Origin of the sequence: Luteimonas sp. MC1825, from assembly GCF_014764385.1 — a bacterium.
In the GTDB taxonomy this organism is placed as follows: Bacteria; Pseudomonadota; Gammaproteobacteria; order Xanthomonadales; family Xanthomonadaceae; genus Luteimonas.
On record NZ_CP061714.1, the window covers coordinates 1,076,353 to 1,097,782 of the forward strand.

Annotated in this window: 22 protein-coding genes and 1 tRNA gene; 10 read left to right on the top strand and 13 right to left on the bottom strand. The window is 70.4% G+C overall.

Annotated features, from left to right (window positions below; translation table 11 throughout):
• Nucleotides 1-7: 7 nt before the first annotated feature.
• Nucleotides 8-1,207, top strand: coding sequence for a pyridoxal-dependent decarboxylase, exosortase A system-associated (locus tag IDM46_RS04950; RefSeq protein ID WP_221441775.1), 1,200 nt, complete (start codon nt 8-10; stop codon nt 1,205-1,207).
• Nucleotides 1,208-1,228: 21 nt separating this feature from the next.
• Here the strand turns inward: IDM46_RS04950 and IDM46_RS04955 are convergent, their stop codons facing one another.
• From IDM46_RS04955 to thiD, 7 genes are all read right to left on the bottom strand, one after another.
• Nucleotides 1,229-1,954, bottom strand: coding sequence for an acyltransferase (locus IDM46_RS04955; protein WP_185114979.1), 726 nt, complete (start codon nt 1,952-1,954; stop codon nt 1,229-1,231).
• Nucleotides 1,955-1,979: 25 nt separating this feature from the next.
• The gene (locus IDM46_RS04960) at nt 1,980-3,281 is read right to left on the bottom strand and encodes a hypothetical protein (protein WP_185114980.1); all 1,302 of its coding nucleotides are present in this window, start codon (nt 3,279-3,281) and stop codon (nt 1,980-1,982) included.
• 38 nt (nt 3,282-3,319) lie between these two features.
• Nucleotides 3,320-4,090: a CpsD/CapB family tyrosine-protein kinase gene (locus IDM46_RS04965; RefSeq protein ID WP_182821877.1), complete on the bottom strand. Its 771-nt coding sequence runs from the start codon at nt 4,088-4,090 to the stop codon at nt 3,320-3,322.
• Entirely contained in the window at nt 4,087-5,676 is a 1,590-nt protein-coding gene (locus tag IDM46_RS04970; RefSeq protein ID WP_185114981.1) for an XrtA system polysaccharide chain length determinant, read from the bottom strand. Before IDM46_RS04970 ends, IDM46_RS04965 begins: the two co-directional genes overlap by 4 nt.
• Nucleotides 5,676-6,293, bottom strand: a complete 618-nt coding sequence (locus IDM46_RS04975) for an XrtA/PEP-CTERM system exopolysaccharide export protein (RefSeq protein ID WP_182821874.1) — start codon at nt 6,291-6,293, stop codon at nt 5,676-5,678. The genes IDM46_RS04970 and IDM46_RS04975 overlap by 1 nt, the downstream gene beginning before the upstream one ends.
• Before the next feature lie 100 nt (nt 6,294-6,393).
• On the bottom strand, nt 6,394-7,209 hold the full coding sequence (locus IDM46_RS04980) for an alpha/beta fold hydrolase (RefSeq protein ID WP_223878031.1): 816 nt from the start codon (nt 7,207-7,209) through the stop codon (nt 6,394-6,396).
• Nucleotides 7,210-7,229: 20 nt separating this feature from the next.
• Nucleotides 7,230-8,033, bottom strand: a complete 804-nt coding sequence (gene thiD / locus IDM46_RS04985; protein WP_182821872.1) for a bifunctional hydroxymethylpyrimidine kinase/phosphomethylpyrimidine kinase — start codon at nt 8,031-8,033, stop codon at nt 7,230-7,232.
• Between the two features lie 70 nt (nt 8,034-8,103).
• On the opposite strand from thiD, the gene IDM46_RS04990 reads away from it, so the two are divergent.
• The gene (locus IDM46_RS04990; protein WP_185114982.1) at nt 8,104-9,774 is read left to right on the top strand and encodes a SulP family inorganic anion transporter; all 1,671 of its coding nucleotides are present in this window, start codon (nt 8,104-8,106) and stop codon (nt 9,772-9,774) included.
• 72 nt (nt 9,775-9,846) lie between these two features.
• Here the strand turns inward: IDM46_RS04990 and IDM46_RS04995 are convergent, their stop codons facing one another.
• From IDM46_RS04995 to IDM46_RS05005, 3 genes are all read right to left on the bottom strand, one after another.
• A complete protein-coding gene (locus IDM46_RS04995) occupies nt 9,847-11,250 on the bottom strand; it encodes a PhoH family protein (RefSeq protein WP_185115269.1) in 1,404 nt (467 codons plus the stop codon).
• Between the two features lie 108 nt (nt 11,251-11,358).
• A complete protein-coding gene (locus IDM46_RS05000; RefSeq protein ID WP_185114983.1) occupies nt 11,359-11,838 on the bottom strand; it encodes a peroxiredoxin in 480 nt (159 codons plus the stop codon).
• A 22-nt stretch (nt 11,839-11,860) separates the two neighbouring features.
• Entirely contained in the window at nt 11,861-12,556 is a 696-nt protein-coding gene (locus tag IDM46_RS05005; protein ID WP_223878032.1) for a glycine cleavage system protein R, read from the bottom strand.
• A 66-nt stretch (nt 12,557-12,622) separates the two neighbouring features.
• On the opposite strand from IDM46_RS05005, the gene dapA reads away from it, so the two are divergent.
• The gene (dapA, locus tag IDM46_RS05010; protein WP_185114985.1) at nt 12,623-13,534 is read left to right on the top strand and encodes a 4-hydroxy-tetrahydrodipicolinate synthase; all 912 of its coding nucleotides are present in this window, start codon (nt 12,623-12,625) and stop codon (nt 13,532-13,534) included.
• Between the two features lie 22 nt (nt 13,535-13,556).
• Entirely contained in the window at nt 13,557-14,075 is a 519-nt protein-coding gene (locus tag IDM46_RS05015) for a hypothetical protein (protein WP_182821865.1), read from the top strand.
• A 16-nt stretch (nt 14,076-14,091) separates the two neighbouring features.
• Here the strand turns inward: IDM46_RS05015 and fdxA are convergent, their stop codons facing one another.
• Both fdxA and IDM46_RS05025 read right to left on the bottom strand, forming a co-directional pair.
• The gene (gene fdxA, locus IDM46_RS05020) at nt 14,092-14,415 is read right to left on the bottom strand and encodes a ferredoxin FdxA (protein ID WP_182821863.1); all 324 of its coding nucleotides are present in this window, start codon (nt 14,413-14,415) and stop codon (nt 14,092-14,094) included.
• A 124-nt stretch (nt 14,416-14,539) separates the two neighbouring features.
• Nucleotides 14,540-14,615 (bottom strand) — tRNA-Glu (locus tag IDM46_RS05025).
• 138 nt (nt 14,616-14,753) lie between these two features.
• On the opposite strand from IDM46_RS05025, the gene pcnB reads away from it, so the two are divergent.
• From pcnB to pgi, 6 genes are all read left to right on the top strand, one after another.
• The gene (pcnB, locus tag IDM46_RS05030; RefSeq protein WP_182821860.1) at nt 14,754-16,073 is read left to right on the top strand and encodes a polynucleotide adenylyltransferase PcnB; all 1,320 of its coding nucleotides are present in this window, start codon (nt 14,754-14,756) and stop codon (nt 16,071-16,073) included.
• The gene (folK, locus tag IDM46_RS05035; RefSeq protein WP_185114986.1) at nt 16,070-16,591 is read left to right on the top strand and encodes a 2-amino-4-hydroxy-6-hydroxymethyldihydropteridine diphosphokinase; all 522 of its coding nucleotides are present in this window, start codon (nt 16,070-16,072) and stop codon (nt 16,589-16,591) included. Before pcnB ends, folK begins: the two co-directional genes overlap by 4 nt.
• Nucleotides 16,592-16,632: 41 nt before the next feature.
• Nucleotides 16,633-17,448, top strand: a complete 816-nt coding sequence (panB, locus tag IDM46_RS05040) for a 3-methyl-2-oxobutanoate hydroxymethyltransferase (protein WP_185114987.1) — start codon at nt 16,633-16,635, stop codon at nt 17,446-17,448.
• A 15-nt stretch (nt 17,449-17,463) separates the two neighbouring features.
• Entirely contained in the window at nt 17,464-18,318 is an 855-nt protein-coding gene (gene panC / locus IDM46_RS05045; RefSeq protein WP_185114988.1) for a pantoate--beta-alanine ligase, read from the top strand.
• 92 nt (nt 18,319-18,410) lie between these two features.
• Entirely contained in the window at nt 18,411-18,791 is a 381-nt protein-coding gene (gene panD, locus IDM46_RS05050) for an aspartate 1-decarboxylase (protein ID WP_182821852.1), read from the top strand.
• 4 nt (nt 18,792-18,795) lie between these two features.
• Nucleotides 18,796-20,310, top strand: coding sequence for a glucose-6-phosphate isomerase (pgi, locus tag IDM46_RS05055; RefSeq protein WP_185114989.1), 1,515 nt, complete (start codon nt 18,796-18,798; stop codon nt 20,308-20,310).
• Here the strand turns inward: pgi and queG are convergent.
• Complete coding sequence (queG, locus tag IDM46_RS05060; RefSeq protein ID WP_185115270.1) at nt 20,294-21,409, bottom strand: tRNA epoxyqueuosine(34) reductase QueG; 1,116 nt, start codon at nt 21,407-21,409, stop codon at nt 20,294-20,296. The two genes, pgi and queG, sit on opposite strands and share 17 nt — an antisense overlap.
• Nucleotides 21,410-21,430: the final 21 nt, after the last annotated feature.

Below are 21,430 nucleotides of genomic sequence, written 5' to 3' on the forward strand. Positions count from 1 at the left end.
CCCGACGATGACCTGGCCGACGGACGCGAGCGGTGAATTGCTGGTCGGTGGCAAGCCGCTGACACGCGTGGTCGCGGCGGTCGGCGCCACGCCCTGTTACCTCTACGACCGGGGTCGGCTGACCGCGCGCAGCGGGAGCCTGCGGGCCATGCTGCCGCCCGGCGTGCGCCTGCACTACGCGATGAAGGCCAACCCGATGCCGGCGCTCGTGGGGCACTTGGCGTCGCTGGTGGACGGCATCGACGTCGCCTCCGGGGGTGAACTGCGCGTGGCGCTCGACGCCGGCGCGGATCCCGAACACATCAGCTTCGCCGGCCCCGGCAAGTCAGCGTCCGAGCTTGCCCAGGCGCAGGCCGCCGGGGTGCTCGTGAACATCGAGTCGTTCCGGGAGATCGACATCCTGGCGCGCGCGAGCGACGCCACGGGAACGCCGGCACGGGTGGCGCTGCGCGTGAACCTGCCGTTCGAACTCAAGGCCTCGGGCATGAAGATGACCGGGGGCGCGCGCCAGTTCGGCATCGACGCCGAGGAGATCCCGGCCGCGCTGCGCGCGATCGGCGCGGCGGGGCTCGCGTTCGAGGGTTTCCACATGTTCGCCGGATCGCAGAACCTGCGCTCCGGGGCCATCGTCGAGGCGCAGTCGCGCAGCTACGACCTGGCCATGGAATGGGCGGGCCTGCTGCCGGCGCCGCTGCGCAGCCTGAACCTGGGCGGCGGCTTCGGGATCCCATACGCAGCCAACGAGTCGGACCTCGACCTGGCTCCGGTGCTGGACAACCTGGCCGGCCTGTCCGCGCGGCTCGCTGGCGATGCGCCCGGCGCCCACATCGTGATCGAACTCGGCCGTTACCTCGTGGGCGAGGCGGGGATCTACGTGGCGCGCGTGGTCGACCGCAAGCATTCGCGCGGGCAGGTCTTCCTCGTCGTCGACGGCGGCATGCACCATCACCTGGCGGCGTCAGGCAACTTCGGCCAGGTCATGCGCCGCAACTATCCGGTTGCGGTCAATGGTCGCCACGGCACTGTCGAAACCGCCAGCGTGGTCGGGCCGCTGTGCACGCCGCTGGACCTGCTTGGCGACCGCATGGAACTCGGCGTGGCCGAGCCCGGTGACCTGGTGGTGGTGTTCCAGTCGGGAGCCTATGGGCGCAGTGCCAGCCCGCGCGCCTTCCTCGGCCATCCGGACGTGGTCGAAGCCCTGGTTTGAGGGCACCGACGCGACCGCCTGTCAGGCGGCGGCGGCCGCCTGCCCGACCATGCCGATCCGCCGGGCCGGGTTGCCGGCGACGATGCTGTAGGGCGCCACCTTGCCGGATACCACGGCGTGCGCGGAGACAATCGCGCCCTCGCCGATCTCGGTGCCGGGCATGACCAGCACGCCGGTGCCGATCCAGGCATGGTCGTGGACCACGATCGGCTTCACGTCCGCGGCGTCGGGTGCGCCGCCCATGCGGCGACGCTCGGGATCGGTGGGGTGGCCACCCGAGTCGCGGAACGTCACCCCGCCCGCGACCTGCACGTGGCGCCCGATGCGGATTTCGCGCCCCACCACGAAGCGCGTCTGGTGGGCGATGTCGGAATGGTCGCCAATCTCCAGCCGCGGCCTGCTGCTGAAGCTCGCGGCAAAGTTGATGGAGATCAGCCCGCTCACGCGCACGTGGTCGCCCACCACCAGCTCACCGCTGCCCTGCACCCAGGGCACGTGGATGCCCGTGGTCACGCCGCGGCCGACGCGGGTGCAGTACGCCTTGAACAGCGGCTCGGCGACCAGCACCCGGCGGAGGAAGAACAGCGTGCCGCGCGCGGCGAGGAACAGCCAGAGATAGGGTTTCACCACGACGCGTGGTGCCGGCAAGGTCAGGCCGCGACCGATGCCCCGCAACCGCCGCGCCGCGGCGGCTGCGGGGTGGGGCGAGGTGCGCGCCCAGTGGCGCAGCGCCGCCAGCGTGTTCACGTCGGCGCGCCCAGGGCAGCGGCGCTCACCGCGGTCGGTTCCTGTACGACATCCACAGGTACCAGACGTTCTGGTGGACGTCGTCAAGGAGGTCACTGTCGCGCTCGTAGCGGGTGTAGCTGATGGCCGAACTCCAGTGCCGCGTCCACTGCTTTTCCAGGCTCACGCCGGCGCGCCGGGTGTCTTCCTGCGCACCGAGGTGCGTGTATTCGACGCGTTCGCTGCCGGCCCACGCCCGCAGCGTCACATCCGCGCCGAAGCGGTAGTCGAATCCGAGCAGCACGCCCTCGACGTCCTCGTCGGGCTGTTGCGCATCGAGGTAGCGCAGCCGCTGTGCGTACGGCTCGACCCGCCAGCCAAGGCGCTCGCCGCTGTAGGCCCAGGCGACGGTGACGCGTTTTTCGCGGTAGGCGGAGGCGATGACGGCACTGTCGTCGACCAGTACGCCTTCGGGAATGGTGGCTGCCACCCGACCGGCGACACCTTCGACGAGCGATGTGTCGGCAGCGTCCGAAAACTGGTCGACAAGCGTCAGTGCAAGCCGGCTGCGCTCACCGGGTCGCCAGCCGGCTTCGAGGCGCAGCAAGGGTCCACTGCTGCGCTCGCCGTCGGCATAGTCCAGCCGCGAGTAGCCGACGTCGATGGCGTAGTCGGTGTTGGCCTGGGCACGGATGTAGTGGGCGTACAGGTCGGCGCGCTCGTGGTCGCGGGCAGACAGGTCCTGGTCGTAGTCGACATCGGTCCACTGCGCGTTCAGGCCCAGGCTGCTGTTCGCGTCGAAGGCCTTGGCCACGCGCACCGCGGCGCCGATCCGGTTGGAGTCGAATTCGTCGGTGACCTCCGCGTGGGTGTCGATGTAGCGCGCTTCGAGGCGACCCTGCAGGGTGTCGCCGATGTTGAACAGGAAGTTCGGTCCCAGCGACAGCACGTTGACCTGCTGGCGGTTGTCGGGCGAGTCGGCGGCAAAGCGGTCGATCGCCTGGAGTTCCAGCTCGTCCTGGATCGAGAAGCTGAGGCGCTCGTCGATCATCACCCAGTTGAGGTACGCGGACAGGACGCCTTCCACGCCGTCGTCGACGCCGTGATCGAAGTTGCGGTAGTCGCCGCGACCAGCCACCACGGCCTGCACGGTGGAACCTTCCTGGGTGGCGACGAAGCCCACGCCGGTGCGCAGGATCCGCTGGCTGTCCGGGTCGACCGCCGCCAGCTGGACATTGTCATCGTGCTCCACGCCGGCATCGACCACGTAGTCGATGCGGAAGGCCTGGGCGACTGCTGGCGTCGCCAGCGCCGCCGCCACGGCAACCGCGATCAACGACGTCCGCATGCGGGACCTTCCCATTGGCAATCCCCCTCCGTTGGCGATCAGTGGTTGTCGTTGAACACGATGCCGGCGAGCTTGTCGGGGTCGAAGTTGGCCGCGGCCTTGTCGATCGCGTCCAGGGTCACCTTGCCGTAGCCGGCAACCAGCACCACGACATCGGCAAGGTCCGACAGGATGCGTGCGTCGGGGGAATTCAGGGCCGACGGCGCATCGAGGATGATGTAGCGGTTCGGGTCGGCCGAGCGCAGCGAATCGATCATGGTCCGCGCGCGCGCCGAGGTGAAGTACTCGCCGGCGATCTCGCGGACGCTGCCGTTGGGGATCAGCTGCAGGCGGGGGATGCCGGTGGGGTACTGGATCTCGGCGAGGTCGTCGATGCCACCGCCCAGGTAGTCCATCAGCCCGCGGTTGTCGCTGCCGGCGGCGAGTGCCATGTGGTGGCTCGGGTGCAGCGCATCGCAGTCGACCAGCAACGCCGTCTTGGCTTCGTCGAATGCGAAGGCCAGCGCGAGGTTGCGGGCGACGAAGCTGCCGCCACACCCGTGCGCCACCGGCGCCACCAGGGTGATGAAGTTCTGGTTGCCGCGCAGGTTGAGCAGCCTGGTGCGCAGGTCGCGGAACGCATCGGCCTGGACCCGGACCGAATCCTGGCGATGGATCAGGCGACGCTCCTCGAGCGCACGCGGCGAGAGGGGCGCCTGCTGGACGCGGGCCAGGTGGCGCGAACCTTCGTGGCGTGTTGCCGCGCCGTCGGCGGCAGGCTCCGCGGCGTCGCGCGCCGGGTGCGGGTCGATCAACGATGCGGTGCTCATGCGGCCACGACCTTGTAGGCGTAGGTGAAGACATAGACCAGTACCACCGAGCCGACCATCGCGATGGCGAGGGCCATCGAGGCGTACTCGCGGCGGCGCTCGCCCGGAGTCGGATAGGCGGGCACGGTGGTCAGCAGCGGCAGTTGCGTGTGCTTCACGATGAGATGGGGCGAGCGCACGCGCGGGTCGAGGCGCACCACCGCGAGCACCAGCGCCAACGGCAGCGCGATCGCCACCAGCAGGCCCGCGGCGGCGATGTGCATGAAGCGCAGGCCCGTCGGGCGCAGCGGCATGGTCGCGGGATCTTGCACGCGCAGGGTCAGGCCGCGATTTTCCTGGTCGAGGCCCATCGACACCCGCGCGTTCTCGCGCCGGCGCAGCAGGTCCTGGTAGATCTCGCGGTTGACCTCGTAGTCGCGGGTGAGCTCGGCCAGCGCACCCTCGGAGGCCGCGATCCGCCGGCTCCGGTCGAGTTCGTCATCCAGCAGCGACTGCGCGATCTGCAGCCGCGAGCGCGTGGCCGCGGTCTCGCGCCGCGCCTGCGCCAGCTGGCTGCGCAGCTCCTGGTAGAGCGGGTTGGCCTGCGCCTCGTCGGACAGGCCGCGTGCACCACCGGGTGATTCGCGGCGGCTGCGCTCGTCGGCAAGCATGCGGTTGATGTCGTCGATCTGGTGGCGGAGGCGGACGACGTCGGGATGCTGCTCGGTGTAGGCCAGCAGCAGCCGGTCGTGCTCGGACTGGAGCTCGATCAGGCGTGTGCGGTACAGGCCTTCGCGGGTCTGCACGGCGGTGACCGCGGACTCGCCGGAGAGCTGCGCCTCGATCGAGGATTCGCGCGACTCATGCTCCAGCAAGGCCATCCGCGTCTGCTCGAGCTGGGTGCGCAGTGCACCGATCCTGGAGGTGGCATCGGCGGCGCTGCCGGGCTGGGCGTCGACGTTGCGGGACTGGTATTCCTGCAGGTTGCCCTCGGCGCTCGACAGCTTGGCGTGGTACTCCTGCACCTTGCTGTCGATGAACTCGTAGGCCTCGCGGCTCTCGCGTCCCTTGGCCGCCGCGGCCTCGCTCATGAACATGGCCCCGAAGGCTTCGGTGATGCGGAAGGCGCGCTCGGGGTCGCGGTCGCGGTAGCTGATCTGCACGAGTTCCGGGCGCGGGCTCTCGATCAGGGTGCGGTTGCGGATGTCCTCCATCAGCCGGTCCTGTTCGAGCGCGCTGGGATTTTCATCAAGCCAGCCACCGACAGCCATGGCGGCCGACAGGACCTTGCGGCCGTAGACGATCTGGCGCGCCATGCCGGCGCGGTCGGCCACGCCGGTGGGCACCGCGCGGCCCTCGAGCAACGGCTGGATGATGTCGCTGTCCTGGGCGAGGATCGTGACCGACGCGGTATAGATGCGCGGGATCACGAACAGGCCCACGACCAGGGTGAGCAGGGCGATCGCGGTGAAGATGGAAACCAGCGGCACGATGCGCGTCCGCACTTCGCGCAGCAGGATGGGAAGAAGCTCGTTTGGCGTGAGTTCGGACGTGCTGGGCAGCGGAAGGCCGGGACGTCGCGGCGCGGCCAGGGCGTTGGAAGCCATCAGAATGCACGCTCCGGAATCGTGATCACGTCGCCTGGCGCCACCCGGTGGTTGGTGGTCAGGTCGCCGCGGTCGAGGATGCGGTCCAGGCGCACCGCATAGGTCGTGGTCGACTCGTCGTTGCGGCGGTACAGCGCGGCACGGTCGGACGCCGCGAACTCGTTGACGCCGCCTGCCGCCAGCACCGCGTCGAGCACGGTCATCCCCTGGCGGTACGGGATCGAGATCGGCTGGCGCACGGCGCCGGTGACGCGCACGCGGGACAGGTATTCGTGGCTGCGCAGGTCGGTCAGGATCACGGCGACCTGCGGGTCACGCACGAAGGCGGCAAGCTTCTGCTGGATGTCGGCGGCCACGGCCGAGGGGGCGAGGCCACCGGCCACCACGTCACCGACCAGCGGCACCGAGATCCTGCCGTCCGGCCGCACCGGTACCGTGATCCCCAGTTCGGGATTGCGCCACACGGTCACCTGGACGATATCGTCGACACCGATCAGGTATTCGCCGACAGCGGCGCGCGGCTGGTCCGGCGGGACATCCACGCTGCCGCGGCTCGATGCGCATGCGCCCAGCAGGGCAGCGAGCGCGAGGGTGGCGATCAATCGGAACACGATCATGTGCTGCACTTCCACGGAACCGGGATTGCCAGTAACAACGGCAAAGCCCGGTGCGCCCGGTCACCGCTTGAGCGTGCTGCGCCTGGTCAGCCGCGTATGTTCAGCTTCCGAGCGAGTCGGCGACCGCGTGCGGCGACTTCATCCATGCGTAGTGGTCCGCGGGCACGCCCAGTTGGGCAGTCGACAGCGTGGTGACCCGGGCCTGTGACCTGGGCAGTCTCGAGAGCAGGTGATGCAGCGATGAGGCGGGGGCCAGCCAGTCGCGCTCGAGGAGCGTGGCGCGCACCGGTATGTCGAGCGTGGCCATGCGTGGCTCCAGGTCGCCCAGGCCGCGCACCGCGTAGCGGCCGCTGATGGCCGTGGCGGACCAATCGCGCAGCAGTCCGCGTGCTTCGTTGCCGCCAAAGCCGATGCTGCGCCCTGGCAGCGCGCCGGCCCGATCCGCCAGCCAGGGCAGGAAGCGGTACGCCATCGGCAGCCACATGCGTTCGCGCAGGCGGAAGGCCCGCCACCACGGTGCGCCGCTGCCCACCAGCCAGAGCGTCGTGGCCGCGTCCGGGGCGAGCGCGAGCCTGCAGCAGGCGAGCTGGCCGCCGAGGCTGTGGCCACCGGCCACGCGCGCCAGGCCGGGCAGGGCCGCGTCGATCGCGGCCTCGCTGGCCGGGATGTCGTGTTCGAGCAGCTCGCGATAGCCCCAGTCCACCGCGCGGCCGGCGCGCAGGCTGCTGCTGCCATGGCCGCGCCATTCGTGGATGAAGACCGCCGTGCCGCGCTCGGCAAGCGCGTCGGCGAATGGCAGGTAATGGCGCGCCGCGATGCCGAGCGCCGGCAGCCACAGCAGGCTGCGGCGTGGCTGCGCCGGGATGCGCGCGAGCAGCTCGTAGCGGTGGTCGTCGCCGGCCCTGACTGCGATCACGCGCGCATCGCCGGCACCGATCACCGCCGGCGCGCCGCCATGTGGCCAAGCACCAGCACGTCGCTGCGTCCCGGGCGGATGCCGAGCTGCAGCGCACGGTGCACGTAGGCCACGGCCTCGGCGCAGGCCGCGGCCATGGGGCGACCGAGGCAGAGGTTCGCCGCGATCGCCGAGGCGAGGGTGCAGCCCGTGCCATGGCCATCGACGTCCATGCGCGGCTGGCGGAACTCGTGGACATCCGCGCCATCCGCCAGCCGGTCGACCACAACGCCGCCTTCGGCGAGGTGCCCGCCCTTCAGCAGCACGGCACGCGCGCCCATCGCGCGCAGCGCCGCAAGCGCGTCGCGCGCGTCCGCCGCGTCCGTGATCGACGCGCCGAGCAGCAGTTCGGCCTCGGGGATGTTCGGTGTCAGCAGGTCCGCCAAGGGCAGCAGGCGCGTGCGCATGGCGTCGAGCGCGTCGGCTTCGAGCAGGCGCGCGCCGGAGGTGGCCACCATGACCGGATCGACAACCAGCCATGCCGGGCGGTGCACCTCGAGTGCGTCGGCGACCGCGTGGATCACCTCGGCCGAGGCCAGCATGCCGAGCTTGACCGCACCGATGTTGAAATCGTCGAAGCAGGCGTCGATCTGCGCGCGCAGGAACGCCACCGGCGGCACGTGCACCGCGGTCACGCCACGCGTGTGCTGCGCGGTGAGCGCGGCGATCGCGGACAGGCCGTGCACGTCGTGCGCGGCGAACGCCTTGAGGTCGGCCTGGATGCCGGCGCCGCCGCCGGAGTCGGAGCCGGCGATGGTCAGCGCGGAAACGATGGTCTTTGACATGCGCCTATTGTGCCGGGTCCTCGCTGCCTATGATGGGGAGGTCCCCGATGGAAGCCGAGGCCCCCACCGCATGATCGCCGCAGTCGAAGCCTGGCGCGCCGGCCTGTTCAAGCGCGAGCGCTGGCTCGCCGACATCACCGCGGGCATCGTGGTCGGCATCGTCGCCCTGCCGCTGGCGATGGCGTTCGCGATCGCCAGCGGCGTCAAGCCGGAGCAGGGCCTGTACACCGCGATCATCGCGGGCGCGGCGGTGGCGCTGTTCGGCGGTACCCGCATCCAGGTGGCCGGCCCAACCGGCGCCTTCGTGGTCATCCTCGCCGGCGTGGTCGCCGAGTTCGGCGTGCAGGGGCTGCTGGTGGCCACGCTGATGGCCGGGGTGATCCTGGTGGTGATGGGGCTTGCGCGGCTCGGCGGGGTGATCCGCTTCATCCCCGATCCGGTGATCGTAGGTTTCACGGCCGGCATCGCGGTGATCATCTGGGTGGGCCAGTGGCAGTACTTCTTCGGGCTTCCGGCGCCGGCCGGGGGCGCGTTCTACCACCAGGCCTGGAGCCTGCTGCAGGCGCTGCCGGGACTGCACCTGCCGACCACGCTGCTGGCGCTGGGCAGCCTGGTGCTGGCGGTGCTGGGCCCGCGGTTGCCGTACCTGGCAAAGGTGCCGGGTCCGCTGCTGGCGATGCTCGCCGCCACCGCGTTCAACGCCGCGTTCGCGCCGGCGGGCGTGGCCACGATCGAATCGGCCTTCGGCGCGATCCCGCGCGAACTGCCGTCGTTCGCCTGGCCGGACATGGACTTCGACACCGTCACGCTGCTGCTGCCGGCGGCGTTCACCATCGCCATGCTCGGCGCGATCGAATCGCTGTTGTCGGCGGTGATCGCCGACGGCATGGGCGGCACCCGCCACGACTCCAACCAGGAGCTGGTGGGGCAGGGCATCGCCAACATCCTGTCGCCGCTGTTCGGCGGCATCGCCGCCACCGGCGCACTGGCGCGCACCGCCACCAACCACCGCAACGGCGCCACCGGACCGCTCGCCGCGATGGTCCACTCGATCACCCTGCTGCTGGTGCTGGTGGTCCTCGCTCCCTACGCGGGCAAGGTGCCACTGTGCGCGCTGGCGGCGATCCTGTTCGTGGTCGCCTGGAACATGAGCGAGGCAGGGCGCTTCCTGCGCATGGCGCGCAGGGCTCCGCGCGCCGACGTGGCAATCCTGCTGGTCACTTTCGCGCTCACCCTGCTGACCGACCTGGTGGTGGCGGTGAACATCGGCGTGATCCTGGCCATGTTCCAGTTCATGCGCCGGATGAGTGCTTCGGTGGAGGTGGTCCAGCACGGGCAGGCGAGCCTGCAGCAGGAGCTCGCCCTGGCCGGCATGGAGGCGCTGCCCGAGGACGTCCTGGTGTACGCGATCGAGGGACCGTTCTTCTTCGGTTCCGTCGACTCGCTGCAGCGTGCCCTGTCGTGGTCGCGCATCGCGCCAAGCCATGTCGTGCTGCGGCTCGAGCGCGTGCCCTTCATGGACGCCACCGGCCTGAAGCGCCTCGAATCGACGATCGCCGGCCTGCGCGCGCGCGGCATCCAGGTGCTGCTGAGTGGCGCCAACCTCGCCGTCCTGCGCAAGCTGGTTCGCGCCGACATCATCCGCCGCGACGACTCCGCCAGCTACTTCAAGGATCTCGCGTCCGCGCTGCGCCATGCGCAGGCCGCACGCACGAGCGACAAGGCGCCGCAGGACGAGTGACCGCACGCCCGGGGTCTTCCCCCGCGGGCGCGGAGGGAAGACGTGGCTGGTTGCCGTCCCGCGGCGACGCCCTTACAGCACCTCGGACGCGTAATCCGCCAGGCGCGAGCGCTCGCCGCGGCGCAGCGTCACGTGCGCGCTGTGCGCCCAGTGCTTGAAGCGATCCACCGCGTAGGTCAGGCCCGAGGTGGTTTCGGTGAGGTAGGGCGTATCGATCTGCTCCACGTTGCCCAGGCATACGATCTTGGTGCCCGGGCCCGCGCGCGTGATCAATGTCTTCATCTGCTTGGGCGTCAGGTTCTGCGCCTCGTCGAGGATCAGCCAGCGATCGAGCAGGGTGCGCCCGCGCATGAAGTTCATCGAGCGGATCTTGATGCGCGACGCCAGCAGGTCGTTGGTGGCCGCGCGGCCCCAGCTTCCGCCTTCCTTGTTGTGCGGCATCAGCACTTCCAGGTTGTCGGTGAGCGCGCCCATCCACGGCGTCATTTTTTCTTCTTCGGTACCCGGCAGGAAGCCGATGTCCTCGCCGACGCTGATGGTGGCGCGCGTCATGATGATCTCGCGGTAGCGCTGCGCATCCATCGTCTGCGCCAGGCCCGCCGCGAGCGCCAGCAAGGTCTTGCCGGTGCCGGCGGTGCCGAGCAGGGTGACGAAATCGATCTCCGGGTCCATCAGCGCGTTCAGCGCGAAGTTCTGTTCGCGGTTGCGCGCCACGATGCCCCACACCGCATGCTGGTGGCTGCGGTAGTCGTCGACGATCTGCAGCGTGACGCGGTCGCCTTCCACTTTCGCCACGCGCAGCTCGGCATCCTCGTCGCCGGGCAGGTACAGGTACTGGTTGGAATACCAGTCGTCCTCGTCGCTGCGGCGCAGCTCGTAGTAGGTGCGGCCCTTTTCGGTCCAGGACTTCAGGTCCTTGCCATGCCGCTGCCAGAAATCGTCCGGCAGCGCGGTGGCGCCGGTGTAGAGCAGGCTGAAATCATCGAGCGCGCGGTCGTTCTCGTAGTCCTCGCTGGCGAGTCCCGCGATCGCCGCCTTGATGCGCAGGTTGATGTCCTTGGAGACGAACACCACCGGGTGGTCGGGCTCCGCGCGGCGCAGGTCGAGGATCGCGCCGAGGATGCGGTTGTCCGGCCCGGCCACCGCGAACGAGCCGGCATCCTCCCTGGGCGCGGTGGTCTGGAAGCGCAGGCAGCCGGAGCTGCCGGCACCGCGCAGCTGCAGCCCGCCGGGGCGCTCCAGCCTGAGACCGGAGGCGATGCGGTCGGCGCCCTGCGCCTCGATCAGTTCGTTGATGAAGCGGCTGGCCTGGCGTGCGTTGCGGCTCGCCTCCGTCGTGCCCTTCTTGCCGTTGTCGAGCTCCTCGATGACCTGCATCGGCAGGTAGACGTCATGCTCCTCGAACTTGAACAGCGCGGTCGGGTCGTGCATCAGCACGTTGGTGTCGAGCACGTATATCAGCTTCGCGTCTGTGATCATCAGGACTCCAGTCCCGTCAGTGGAAGATGGCAAACGGATGCGCGCGGCGGCAGGCCGGCGGGGTGTGCGCGGGAGGGCGGGGACGCCGTGCTGCGCGGGGGCGGCTCACCTGGAGCGCGCGTCCTTCAGGGCGTCGAGCACGGCCTGGGCGTGGCCCGGCACGCGCACCTTGCGCCAGGCGCGATGGATGCGGCCGGCGGGATCAAGCAGGAACGTGCTGCGCTCGATGCCGAGCACCTTGCGGCCGTACATGTTCTTTTCGCGGATCACGTCGAAGGCGCGGCACAGGGCCTCGTCGGCATCGCTGACCAGCGGGAAGCGGAAGCCCTGCTTCGCGCAGAAGTTGTCGTGCGACTTCACCGTGTCGCGCGAGACGCCAAGCACGTCGGCGTCCAGCGCATGGAAATCGGCGAGCAGGACGTTGAAGTCCAGGCCCTCGGTGGTGCAGCCGGGCGTGGCGTCCTTGGGATAGAAGTACAGCACCAGCCAGCGGCCCGCATGCGCATCGAGCGTGGTCGTGCTGCCACCGGAGAGCTGCAGCGGAAGCTTGCGCGTGGCGCGTTCGATCGTGTCGTTCTCGTTCATCGGTCTGCTTTCGGCGCCCGCGTCAGAACTTCATCGGATCCATGATGGCGTCGAGGTTGAGGTGGTCGCAGAACTCGAGGAAGTCGTCGCGCAGCGCGGCGATGTGCATGTCGGCCGGCACGCCGATGGTGATCTGCGCCGAGAACATGTCGGCGCCGGTCTGCATGGCGCGGTAGCGCGAACAGTGCAGGCTTTCGATGGTGATGTTCTGGTGGTCGAAGAAATCCGCCAGCTGGAACAGGATCCCCGGCTTGTCCGACGCCACCACTTCGACGATGTACGGCAGCAGGTTGGACTGGATGGGCTTGGGGCCGGTGCGGTACCAGACCAGCTTCAGGTCTTCCTCGCGCTCCAGCCGCGAAAGCATGGCCTCGAGCTTGGCGACCGCGTCCCAGGAGCCGGTGGCCAGCGCGGTCACCGAGACATCGCGGCCAACGGTCGACAGGCGCGTGTCGACCAGGTTGCAGCCGCTGTCGGCAATGCGTCGCGACACCGCCAGCAGCGGCGAGCGGGGATGCGTCGTGTAGGCGTTGATCAGCAGGTGGTTTTCGGTCGGCGCGGGCCGGGCGGTGGTGTCGGTGTCGGTCAAGGCGGGTTCCACGGGAGCGGCAATGGCGAAGGAGACCCGGGGAGCCGCTTCCCGCCAGGGCCTGAACGCAGGCTCCGCGGGCGCCCGGAGGCTGTGGCCAGCATACTTGCCCGCGCTTCGAGGCCGCAAGTAAGATCGACCCCGCCGCGCGCATACTTGCGCCGCGTTCCGCACGTTTCCCCTCGAAGGCCCAGCTTGCATCTTTCCGGCAGCATCACCGCGCTGGTGACTCCCTTCACGGCGTCCGGCGACCTTGACCTCGACGCCTGGCAGCGCCTGATCGCCGCGCAGCTGGCGGCGGGCACCCAGGCGCTCGTGGTCGCCGGTTCCACCGGCGAGGCCGCGGCGCTGACCGACGACGAATACGAGACCCTGCTGCGTGCCGCCGTGGTGCAGGTGGCGGGGCGTGTGCCGGTGTTGGCCGGCACCGGGCAGTCGGCCACCGCGCGCACCATTGCGCAGACGCGTCGCGCCGCCACGTGTGGCGCCGATGCGGCGCTGGTGGTCACGCCGCCCTACGTGCGGCCCACCCAGGCCGGCCTGCTGGCGCATTACCGCGCCGTGGCCGACGACGGCGCGCTGCCGGTGGTGCTGTACAACGTGCCGCCGCGCACCGGCTGCGACATGCTGCCGGCCACCGTTGCCGGGCTGGCCACGCATCCGGCCATCATCGGCATCAAGGAAGCGCGTGGCGACGCCGACCGCATGCAGGCGTTGCTGAGCCTGCGCGGCCCGGGCTTCAGCATCCTCAGCGGCGACGATCCCACGGCCGTGCGTGACATGCTGGCCGGCGCAGATGGCGTGGTGTCGGTGGCGTCCAACGCCGCGCCCGCGGCGTTCCGCCTGCTGTGCGACCTGGCCCGCAGCGGCGATGCCGTGGCGGCCGCCGCGCTCAATGCGCGGCTGGGCGAGACGGTCGCGTTCTGCGGGGTGGAATCCAACCCGATCCCGGTCAAGGCGCTGCTCGCAAGGCGCGGCCTCGGCCATCGCGACGGCATCCGCCTGCCGCTGCTGCCGCTGTCCCATGCACATGCCGCCGCGGCCGACGGCATCGCCGCCGGCCTCGAGGCCCTCGAACAATCCTGCCGCGACCAGCTCGCGGCCTGAACCGCTTTCCCAGGAGACCGTCATGCCGCTTTCCCGCACAGCCCTTCGCTCGACCACCGTCGCCGCGCTCGCCGTCGTACTGGTCGCCACCACCGGCTGCAGCTGGTTCCGCAAGGACAGCGCCCTGTTCACGCCGAGCCCCGAGAACCGTCCGCTGGAAGTGCCGCCGGATCTCGACCGCCCCGACACCAGCTCGGCGCTGCGCATGCCCGAGGCCGGCGGCGTGAGCCGCTCGAGCATGTCGGCCCCGGCGGCCGCCATGGCCGCGGCCAGCAACGGCTTCACCGTGGCCGCCGAGCGCGACGCGGTGTTCCAGCGCGTCGAAGGCCTGCTGCAGGGCATCGACGGCGTCACCGTGGTCAGCAAGGCGCAGCTGCTTGGCACCTATGACATCGATTACGCCGACAGCAAGTTCCTGGTGCGCGTGACCAAGGTCGATGGCGGCACCTATGTCTCCGCGGTCGATCCGCGCGGGCTGGCCGCCACCGGCGAAGGCGCGGTCAAGGTGATCGCCGCGCTGAAGGCAGGCCTGGCACCGTAAGCGCGGCCGGCGTTGCTCAGCGCTCGAGCAGCGGCAGCTTGTTCGGCTTGCCTTCCCATTCCTTGGCGTCGGGCGGGCCGTCCTTGCGGGTGGTGATCACCGGCCACTCCTTGGACAGCTCGGCATTCAGCGCGAGAAAGCCTTCCTGCCCCGCGGGCACGTCGTCCTCGGGATAGATCGCGCCGATCGGGCACTCCGGCTCGCACAGCGTGCAGTCGATGCACTCGTCGGGGTCGATCACCAGGAAGTTTGGTCCTTCGTGGAAACAGTCGACCGGGCACACCTCGACGCAGTCGGTGTACTTGCACTTGATGCAGTTTTCGGTGACGACGAAGGGCATGGCGCGGGCAGGGTCCGTTGCAGGCCGGCCATTGTAGCGCCAGCAGGCAGGCCGCTGGCTGCGCGTGGCCGTCGCGCAAAAAGACAGGGCCCGCATCCGTCGCCGGTTGCGGGCCCTGTTGGATTGGTGCTCCCTACGGGATTCGAACCCGTGTTTTAGCCTTGAGAGGGCCACGTCCTGGGCCTCTAGACGAAGGGAGCTGGATGTTGCATCGCCGACCGGGAAGGGCGGCACCGGTTGGACGACCGGCCCCACGACAGCGTCGTCAACGCAGCGTGGCTTGCTAGTATAACCAGCTGCGGGAGCTGTTTGGCAGCCCCACCCTGAACTTTTTACAGATGCCCAACGACATAACCATCGACTCCCCAGTCCTGCGGATCATCCCCCGCGACCAGCACTGCATTTCCCGCAAGGGCATCAGTCCCAACGCCCTGCGCGTCCTCTACCGCCTGCGCGAATCCGGCCACGACGCCTACCTGGTGGGTGGCGCGGTCAGGGACCTGCTGGTGGGCGGCAATCCCAAGGATTTCGACCTCGCCACCAGCGCCACGCCGGACGAGGTACGCGCGCTGTTCCGCAACTGCCGCGTGATCGGCCGCCGCTTCCGCCTGGCGCACGTGGTGTTCGGTCGCGAGATCATCGAGGTCGCCACCTTCCGCGCCAACGTCGACGACGGCAGCGGCGACCGCCAGACGCACGAAGGCGGCCGGCTGCTGCGCGACAACGTGTACGGCAGCGTCGAGGACGACGCGATCCGCCGCGACTTCACCGCCAACGCGCTGTACTACACGATCGACGACTTCTCGGTGCGCGACTACGTGGGCGGTTTCGAGGACGTGCAGAACCGCGTGCTCAGGCTGATCGGTGATCCGGAGACCCGCTATCGCGAGGATCCGGTGCGCATGCTGCGCGCGGTGCGCCTGGCGGCCAAGCTCGACTTCCGCATCGACGACGCCACCGCGGCGCCGCTGCATGCATTGGCGCCGCTGCTGGCCGAGGCCGCGCCGGCGCGGCTGTTCGAGGAATGCCTGAAGATGTTCCTGTCCGGCCACGCGGTCGCGAGTTTCGAAGGCCTCGAGCGCCACGGCCTGCTGCGCGCGCTGCTGCCCGAAAGCGCCGCGGCGCTGGCCGCGAACCGCAGCGGCGCGCTGCGCCGCGTGCTGATCGAAGGCCTGCGCGGCACCGATGCGCGGGTGGCGGCCGACGAGCCGGTATCGCCTTCGTTCCTGTTCGCGCTGCTGCTGTGGCCGGCCTATTGCCGCACCCTGATGAGCCTGCAGGCGCAGGACGTGCACGCCGCCGATGCCCAGCGCCGCGCCGCCGACCGCGTCACCGTGCACCAGCTGGAGGCGATCGCATTGCCGCGCCGCTTCTCGGTGCCGATGCAGGAGATCTGGCTGATGCAGTCGCGGTTCGGACAGCGCCAGCGCAAGCGCGTGACGCGCATGATCGCGCACCCGCGCTTCCGCGCCGCGTTTGATTTCCTGCTGGCCAGGCAGGCGGCGTCCGACGACCACGCCGAGGACATCGCGTTCTGGCGCGAGGCCCAGCTCGATCCCGACAACGCGATCGCCATCAGCTCTGCGTTCGAGGCCGACGACGAGGCCGCGCCGCCGCGCCGCCGCCGCCGCCGACCGCGTCCCGCGCAGGCGGGATGACCGCGCCGGCCGTCATCGCGGCCGTCGGCCTGGGAGGCAACGTCGGCGACGTGCGCCACGCGCTGGCGTCGGCGCTGGCGGCGCTTGACGCATTGCCCGGCACGCGGCTGCTGCGTGCTTCGCGGTGCTACCGCACGCCGGCCTGGGGCATGCAGGCGCAGCCCGATTTCATCAACGCCGCCGCCACGCTGCAGACCACGCTCGCGCCGCGCGCGCTGCTCGACGCACTGCTGGCGATCGAGCGCGACCACGGCCGCGAGCGCGCGGCCGACGGCAGCCGCTGGGGTCCGCGCACGCTGGACCTCGACCTGCTGGTGCACGCCACCGCGGTGGTGCACGTGCCCGGACTCGTGCTGCCGCACCCGCAGATGCACCTGCGCGCCTTCGTGCTGGTGCCGCTGGCGGAGATCGCGCCGGACCTGGACGTGCCCGGCCACGGCACGGTGCGCGCGCTGCTGGCCGAGGTGGACGCCAGTGGCGTGGTGGCGCTGGAGCCGGGGCATGCGGCGTCGGCGTAACATGGCCATCTCCCCTGGTTTCCGGTTGCAGCACTCCATCCATGGCCACCACTGAACAACGCCGTCCGATGACGGTGCCCGGACTTGCCGACGCGCGTCGCGCGGGCCGCAAGCTGACGATGCTGACCGCTTATGACGCGGGCTTCGCGCGCGTGTTCGACGCCGCCGGCATCGACCTCATCCTGATCGGCGATTCGCTGGGCATGGTGGTGCAGGGGCGCGATTCGACGCTGCCGGTGACCGTCGACGACATCACCTACCACACCGCCTGCGTCGCGCGCGTGCTGCGCCACGCGCTGCTGGTCTCCGACCTGCCGTTCCAGGCCGACGCCACGCCCGAGCGCGCGCTGGATGCGTCCACGCGCCTGCTGCAGGCTGGCGCGCAGATGGTCAAGCTGGAAGGCGCCGACCACAAGCTGGATGTGATCCGTTTCCTCACCGAGCGCGAGATCCCGGTCTCCGCGCACCTCGGCCTGACGCCGCAGTCGGTGCTGCGCTTTGGCGGTTTCAAGGTGCAGGGCCGCGACGATGCCGCCGCCGCCAAGCTGCGCGCCGACGCCCGCGCCGTGGTCGATGCCGGCGCGACGCTGGTGGTGCTGGAGGGCGTGCCGTCCCCGCTCGCCGCCGACATCACCCGCGACAGCGCCGCGCCCACGATCGGTATCGGCGCCGGTCCGCACTGCGACGGCCAAGTGCTGGTGATGCATGATTTCCTGGGCCTCGATTCCGGCCATCGCCGCCCGAAGTTCGTGAAGGACTTCCTTGCCGAGGGCGGTTCGGTCGAGGGCGCCGCGCGCGCCTACATCGCTGCCGTACAGGACGGCAGTTTCCCCGACGCCGCGCACTCGTACGCCTAAGGGCAGCGCAGGCACGTGCCCGAAGTCGCCACCACGCTTGAGGTGCTGCGCGCACGCGTCGCCGGTTGGCGTCGCGAGGGCCTGCGCGTCGGACTGGTGCCGACCATGGGCAACCTGCATGAAGGCCATCATTCGCTGGTGCGGCTGGTGCGTGCACGCGCCGACCGCGTGGTGGCGAGCGTGTTCGTCAATCCCACCCAGTTCGGACCCGACGAGGACTACGCGCAGTATCCGCGCACGCCCGACGCCGACGTCGCCGGACTTGCGGCCGCGGGTTGCGACCTTGCATGGATGCCGTCGGTGGAGCTGATGTATCCGCTGGGCCTGGCGCGTGCGGTGCGCGTGCAGGTGCCGGGCATCACGGACGTGCTGGATGGCGCGCACCGCCCCGGGCATTTCGACGGCGTGTGCACGGTGGTCGCGCGGCTGTTCAACCAGGTGCAGCCCGACGTCGCGGCGTTCGGCCGCAAGGACTACCAGCAGCTTGCGGTGATCCGGCACATGGTGCGCGACCTCGCGTTCCCGGTGGAGCTGCTGCCGGCACCGATCGTGCGCGAAGCCGACGGCCTGGCGCGCAGTTCGCGCAACCAGTACCTCGCCGCCGGCGAGCGCGCGCTGGCCCCGTCGATCCACCGCAGCCTGCTGGCGATGCGCGATGCGCTGCGCGGCGGCATGCCGTGGCGCGAGGTCGAAGCGTTTGGTGGCGCGCAACTGGCGGCGGCCGGGTTCCAGGTCGACTACACCGTGGTGCGTACCCCGTTGCTGGCCGAGCCGGGCAGCGAACAGGGCGGCGAACGCGTCGTGCTGGTGGCGGCACGCCTGGGGCGGACGCGGCTGATCGACAACCTGGAATTCAGCCTCGACGCGTGAACGGCCTGACCCGGGCGTTGGCGGGTGGTCAGGCCGCCATCTTGTAGAATCCGCGCATTCCCACCCCTGGACGGCCCCACGGCCCGACGCCCATGCTCCTCACGCTCCTCAAAGCCAAGATCCACCGCGCCACCGTCACCCACGCCGAGCTGCATTACGAAGGCTCCTGCGCGATCGACGGCCGCCTGCTCGACCTCGCCGGCATCCGCGAGTACGAGCGCATCGAGATCTACAACATCAACAACGGCAAGCGCTTCGCGACCTACGCGATCCGCGGCGAAGAAGGCAGCGGCATCATTTCCGTCAACGGGGCCGCCGCGCACCAGGCCGAGACCGGCGACCTGGTGATCATCTGCGCCTACGGCGCCTGCGACGAAGCCGAAGCGGCGGCGTTCAAGCCGAGCCTGGTGTACGTCGACCGGCAGAACCGCATGACGCATACCAACGACGCCATCCCCGCGCAGGCCGCCTGAGGGGATGGCCGGCGAAGCGCTGGTCCGCCAACTCCTGGCCCACGCGGAGCGTCTCGCGCCGGCATGCATCGCCAGCCTGGTCGCCGACGAACCCGGCCGCGCCGCGGCGCTCGCCCTGCGCGTCGGGCCGCTGTACGCCAGCTTCGCGCGCCAGCGCCTCGATGCTCCCACCCTCGCCACGCTTGGCGCGCTGGCCGGCCACGTACGGCTGTCGCTGGCGCTGCGGGCACTCGTCGACGGCGCCACCGTCAACGCCACCGAAGACCGCCCGGCGCTGCATACCGCGCTGCGTTCGGCGATCGGCCGCGGCGACGCGGCGCGTGACGCGCACGCTGCCGCGATGGCTGCACGTGGACGGATGGCGGCGCTCGCCGCCGGCCTGCGCGACTCGGGCGTCACCGACATCATCAACGTCGGCATCGGTGGTTCCGACCTCGGGCCGCGGCTGGTTGTGGATGCGCTGAAGGACCTGCATGACGGCCGCTTCCGCATCCATTTCGTCAGCAACGTCGACGGCAGCGAGATCCAGCACGTGCTGCGCGGGCTGGACCCGGCGCGCACCGCGGCGATCCTGGTGTCGAAGAGTTTCAGCACCCAGGAGACGCTGCTCAACGGCGCGGTGATCCGCGACTGGCTCGGCGGCGGCGAACGCCTGTACGCGGTGAGCGCGAACGTCGCGCGTGCCGAAGCCTTCGGCGTGGACCCGTCGCGCGTGCTGCCGATGTGGGACTGGGTGGGTGGCCGCTATTCGCTGTGGTCGACGGTCGGGTTCGCGATCGCGCTGGCGGTCGGCATGGATGGTTTCGACGCCCTGCTGGCCGGTGCCGCGGAAATGGACGCGCACGCGGTCGAGGCGCCGCTGGACGCCAACCTGCCGATCCGCCATGCGCTGGTCGCGGTCTGGAACCGCAACGCGCTCGGCCTGCCGACGCAGGCGGTGCTGCCCTACGACCAGCGCCTCGCGCTGCTGCCGGCCTACCTGCAGCAACTGGTGATGGAAAGCCTGGGCAAGTCGGTGCGCGCGGATGGGCAACCCCCGGGCGTGGCCACGGTGCCGGTGCTGTGGGGCGCGGCCGGCACCGGCGCGCAGCACAGCTTCTTCCAGGCGCTGCACCAGGGCACCGACGTCGTGCCGGCGGATTTCATCGGCGTGGTGCGCCCGGCGCATCCGTATCGCGAACACCACGAAGTACTGCTCGCCAACCTGCTGGCGCAGGCCGAGGCGCTGGCCAACGGCCATGCCGACGCCGACCCGCACAAGGCCCACGCCGGCAACCGGCCGTCCACGCTGCTGCTGCTCGATGCCCTGACCCCGCAGGCGCTGGGCGCGCTGCTGGCGATGTACGAACACAGCGTCTACGCGCAGTCGGTGCTGTGGGGCATCAACGCCTTCGACCAGTGGGGCGTGGAGCTTGGCAAGCGCCTGGCCGGCGACGTGCTGCCGGCCCTGCGTGGCGAATCCGCCGCCGCGGACGCGATCACGCGCGCGCTGGTCGAGGAGATCAGGGCGCGGGGATGAGACGCAGTGGGATCGCCGCCGCCACGCCGCCCCTCGCGCCGTGCCGCGCCAGCGCCCACGCGACGTGCTCGGCCACCACCGGGTCGTCGATGTCGCGCCGCGAGGCGAGGGCGACCAGCACGTCCGGCGTGGACGGCGCGTTGCCCAGCGCCACGGCGATGTTGCGCAGCCAGCGCCGGTAGCCGCTGCGGCGCAGCGCGCTGCCTTCGGTGCGCTGCAGGAATTCGCCTTCGGTCCACGCGAACAGTTCGGCCAGCGTCGCCTCGTCCAGGTTGTTGCGCGCGCGGAAGTCGGGCTCGTCGCTGCGCCGCGCGAACTTGTTCCAGGGACACACCAGCTGGCAGTCGTCGCAGCCGAAGATGCGGTTGCCGATCAGCGGCCGCAGTGCTTCGTCGATCGCGCCCTCGTGTTCGATGGTCAGGTAGCTGATGCAGCGCCGCGCGTCGAGCTGGTTTGGCGCCACGATCGCCTGCGTCGGACAGATCTCCATGCAGCGCACACAGCTGCCGCAGTGCGCGGTCGCCGGTGCATCGGCGGGCAGCGCAAGGTCGAGGTAGATCTCGCCCAGGAAGAACCAGGAGCCGCCGTCGCGATCAATCAGGCAGGTGTGCTTGCCGATCCAGCCGAGGCCGGCATTGCGCGCCAGGGCGCGTTCGAGCACCGGGGCGGAATCGACGAATACGCGATGGCCGAACGGGCCGACTTCGGCGGCGATCCGGTCGGCCAGCGCTTGCAGGCGGTTGCGCATCAGCTTGTGGTAATCACGCCCCAGCGCGTAGCGCGCGACATAGGCGCGCGTGCCGTCGGCAAGCGTCCCCCAGGCTTCCTGGTCGTCGCGGCGACCGTAGTCCAGGCCCACCGACAGCACGCTCACCGTGCCGGGCAGGAGGTCGGCGGGCCGCGAGCGCTTGTCGCCGTGGCGCGCCATCCAGTCCATCGAACCGTGGAAGCCGCGCGCCAGCCAGTCGCGCAGGTGGCCTTCGTCGGCGCCGAGCTCGATGCCGGAGATGCCGCAGCGCTGGAAGCCTGCTTCGCGCACCAGGTCGCGGATGCGCGTGGCGAGCGCCAGCAGGTCCGGTGCGGAGGCGGTCGCGTCGATGTGCGCGGCTGTCGGTGGCAG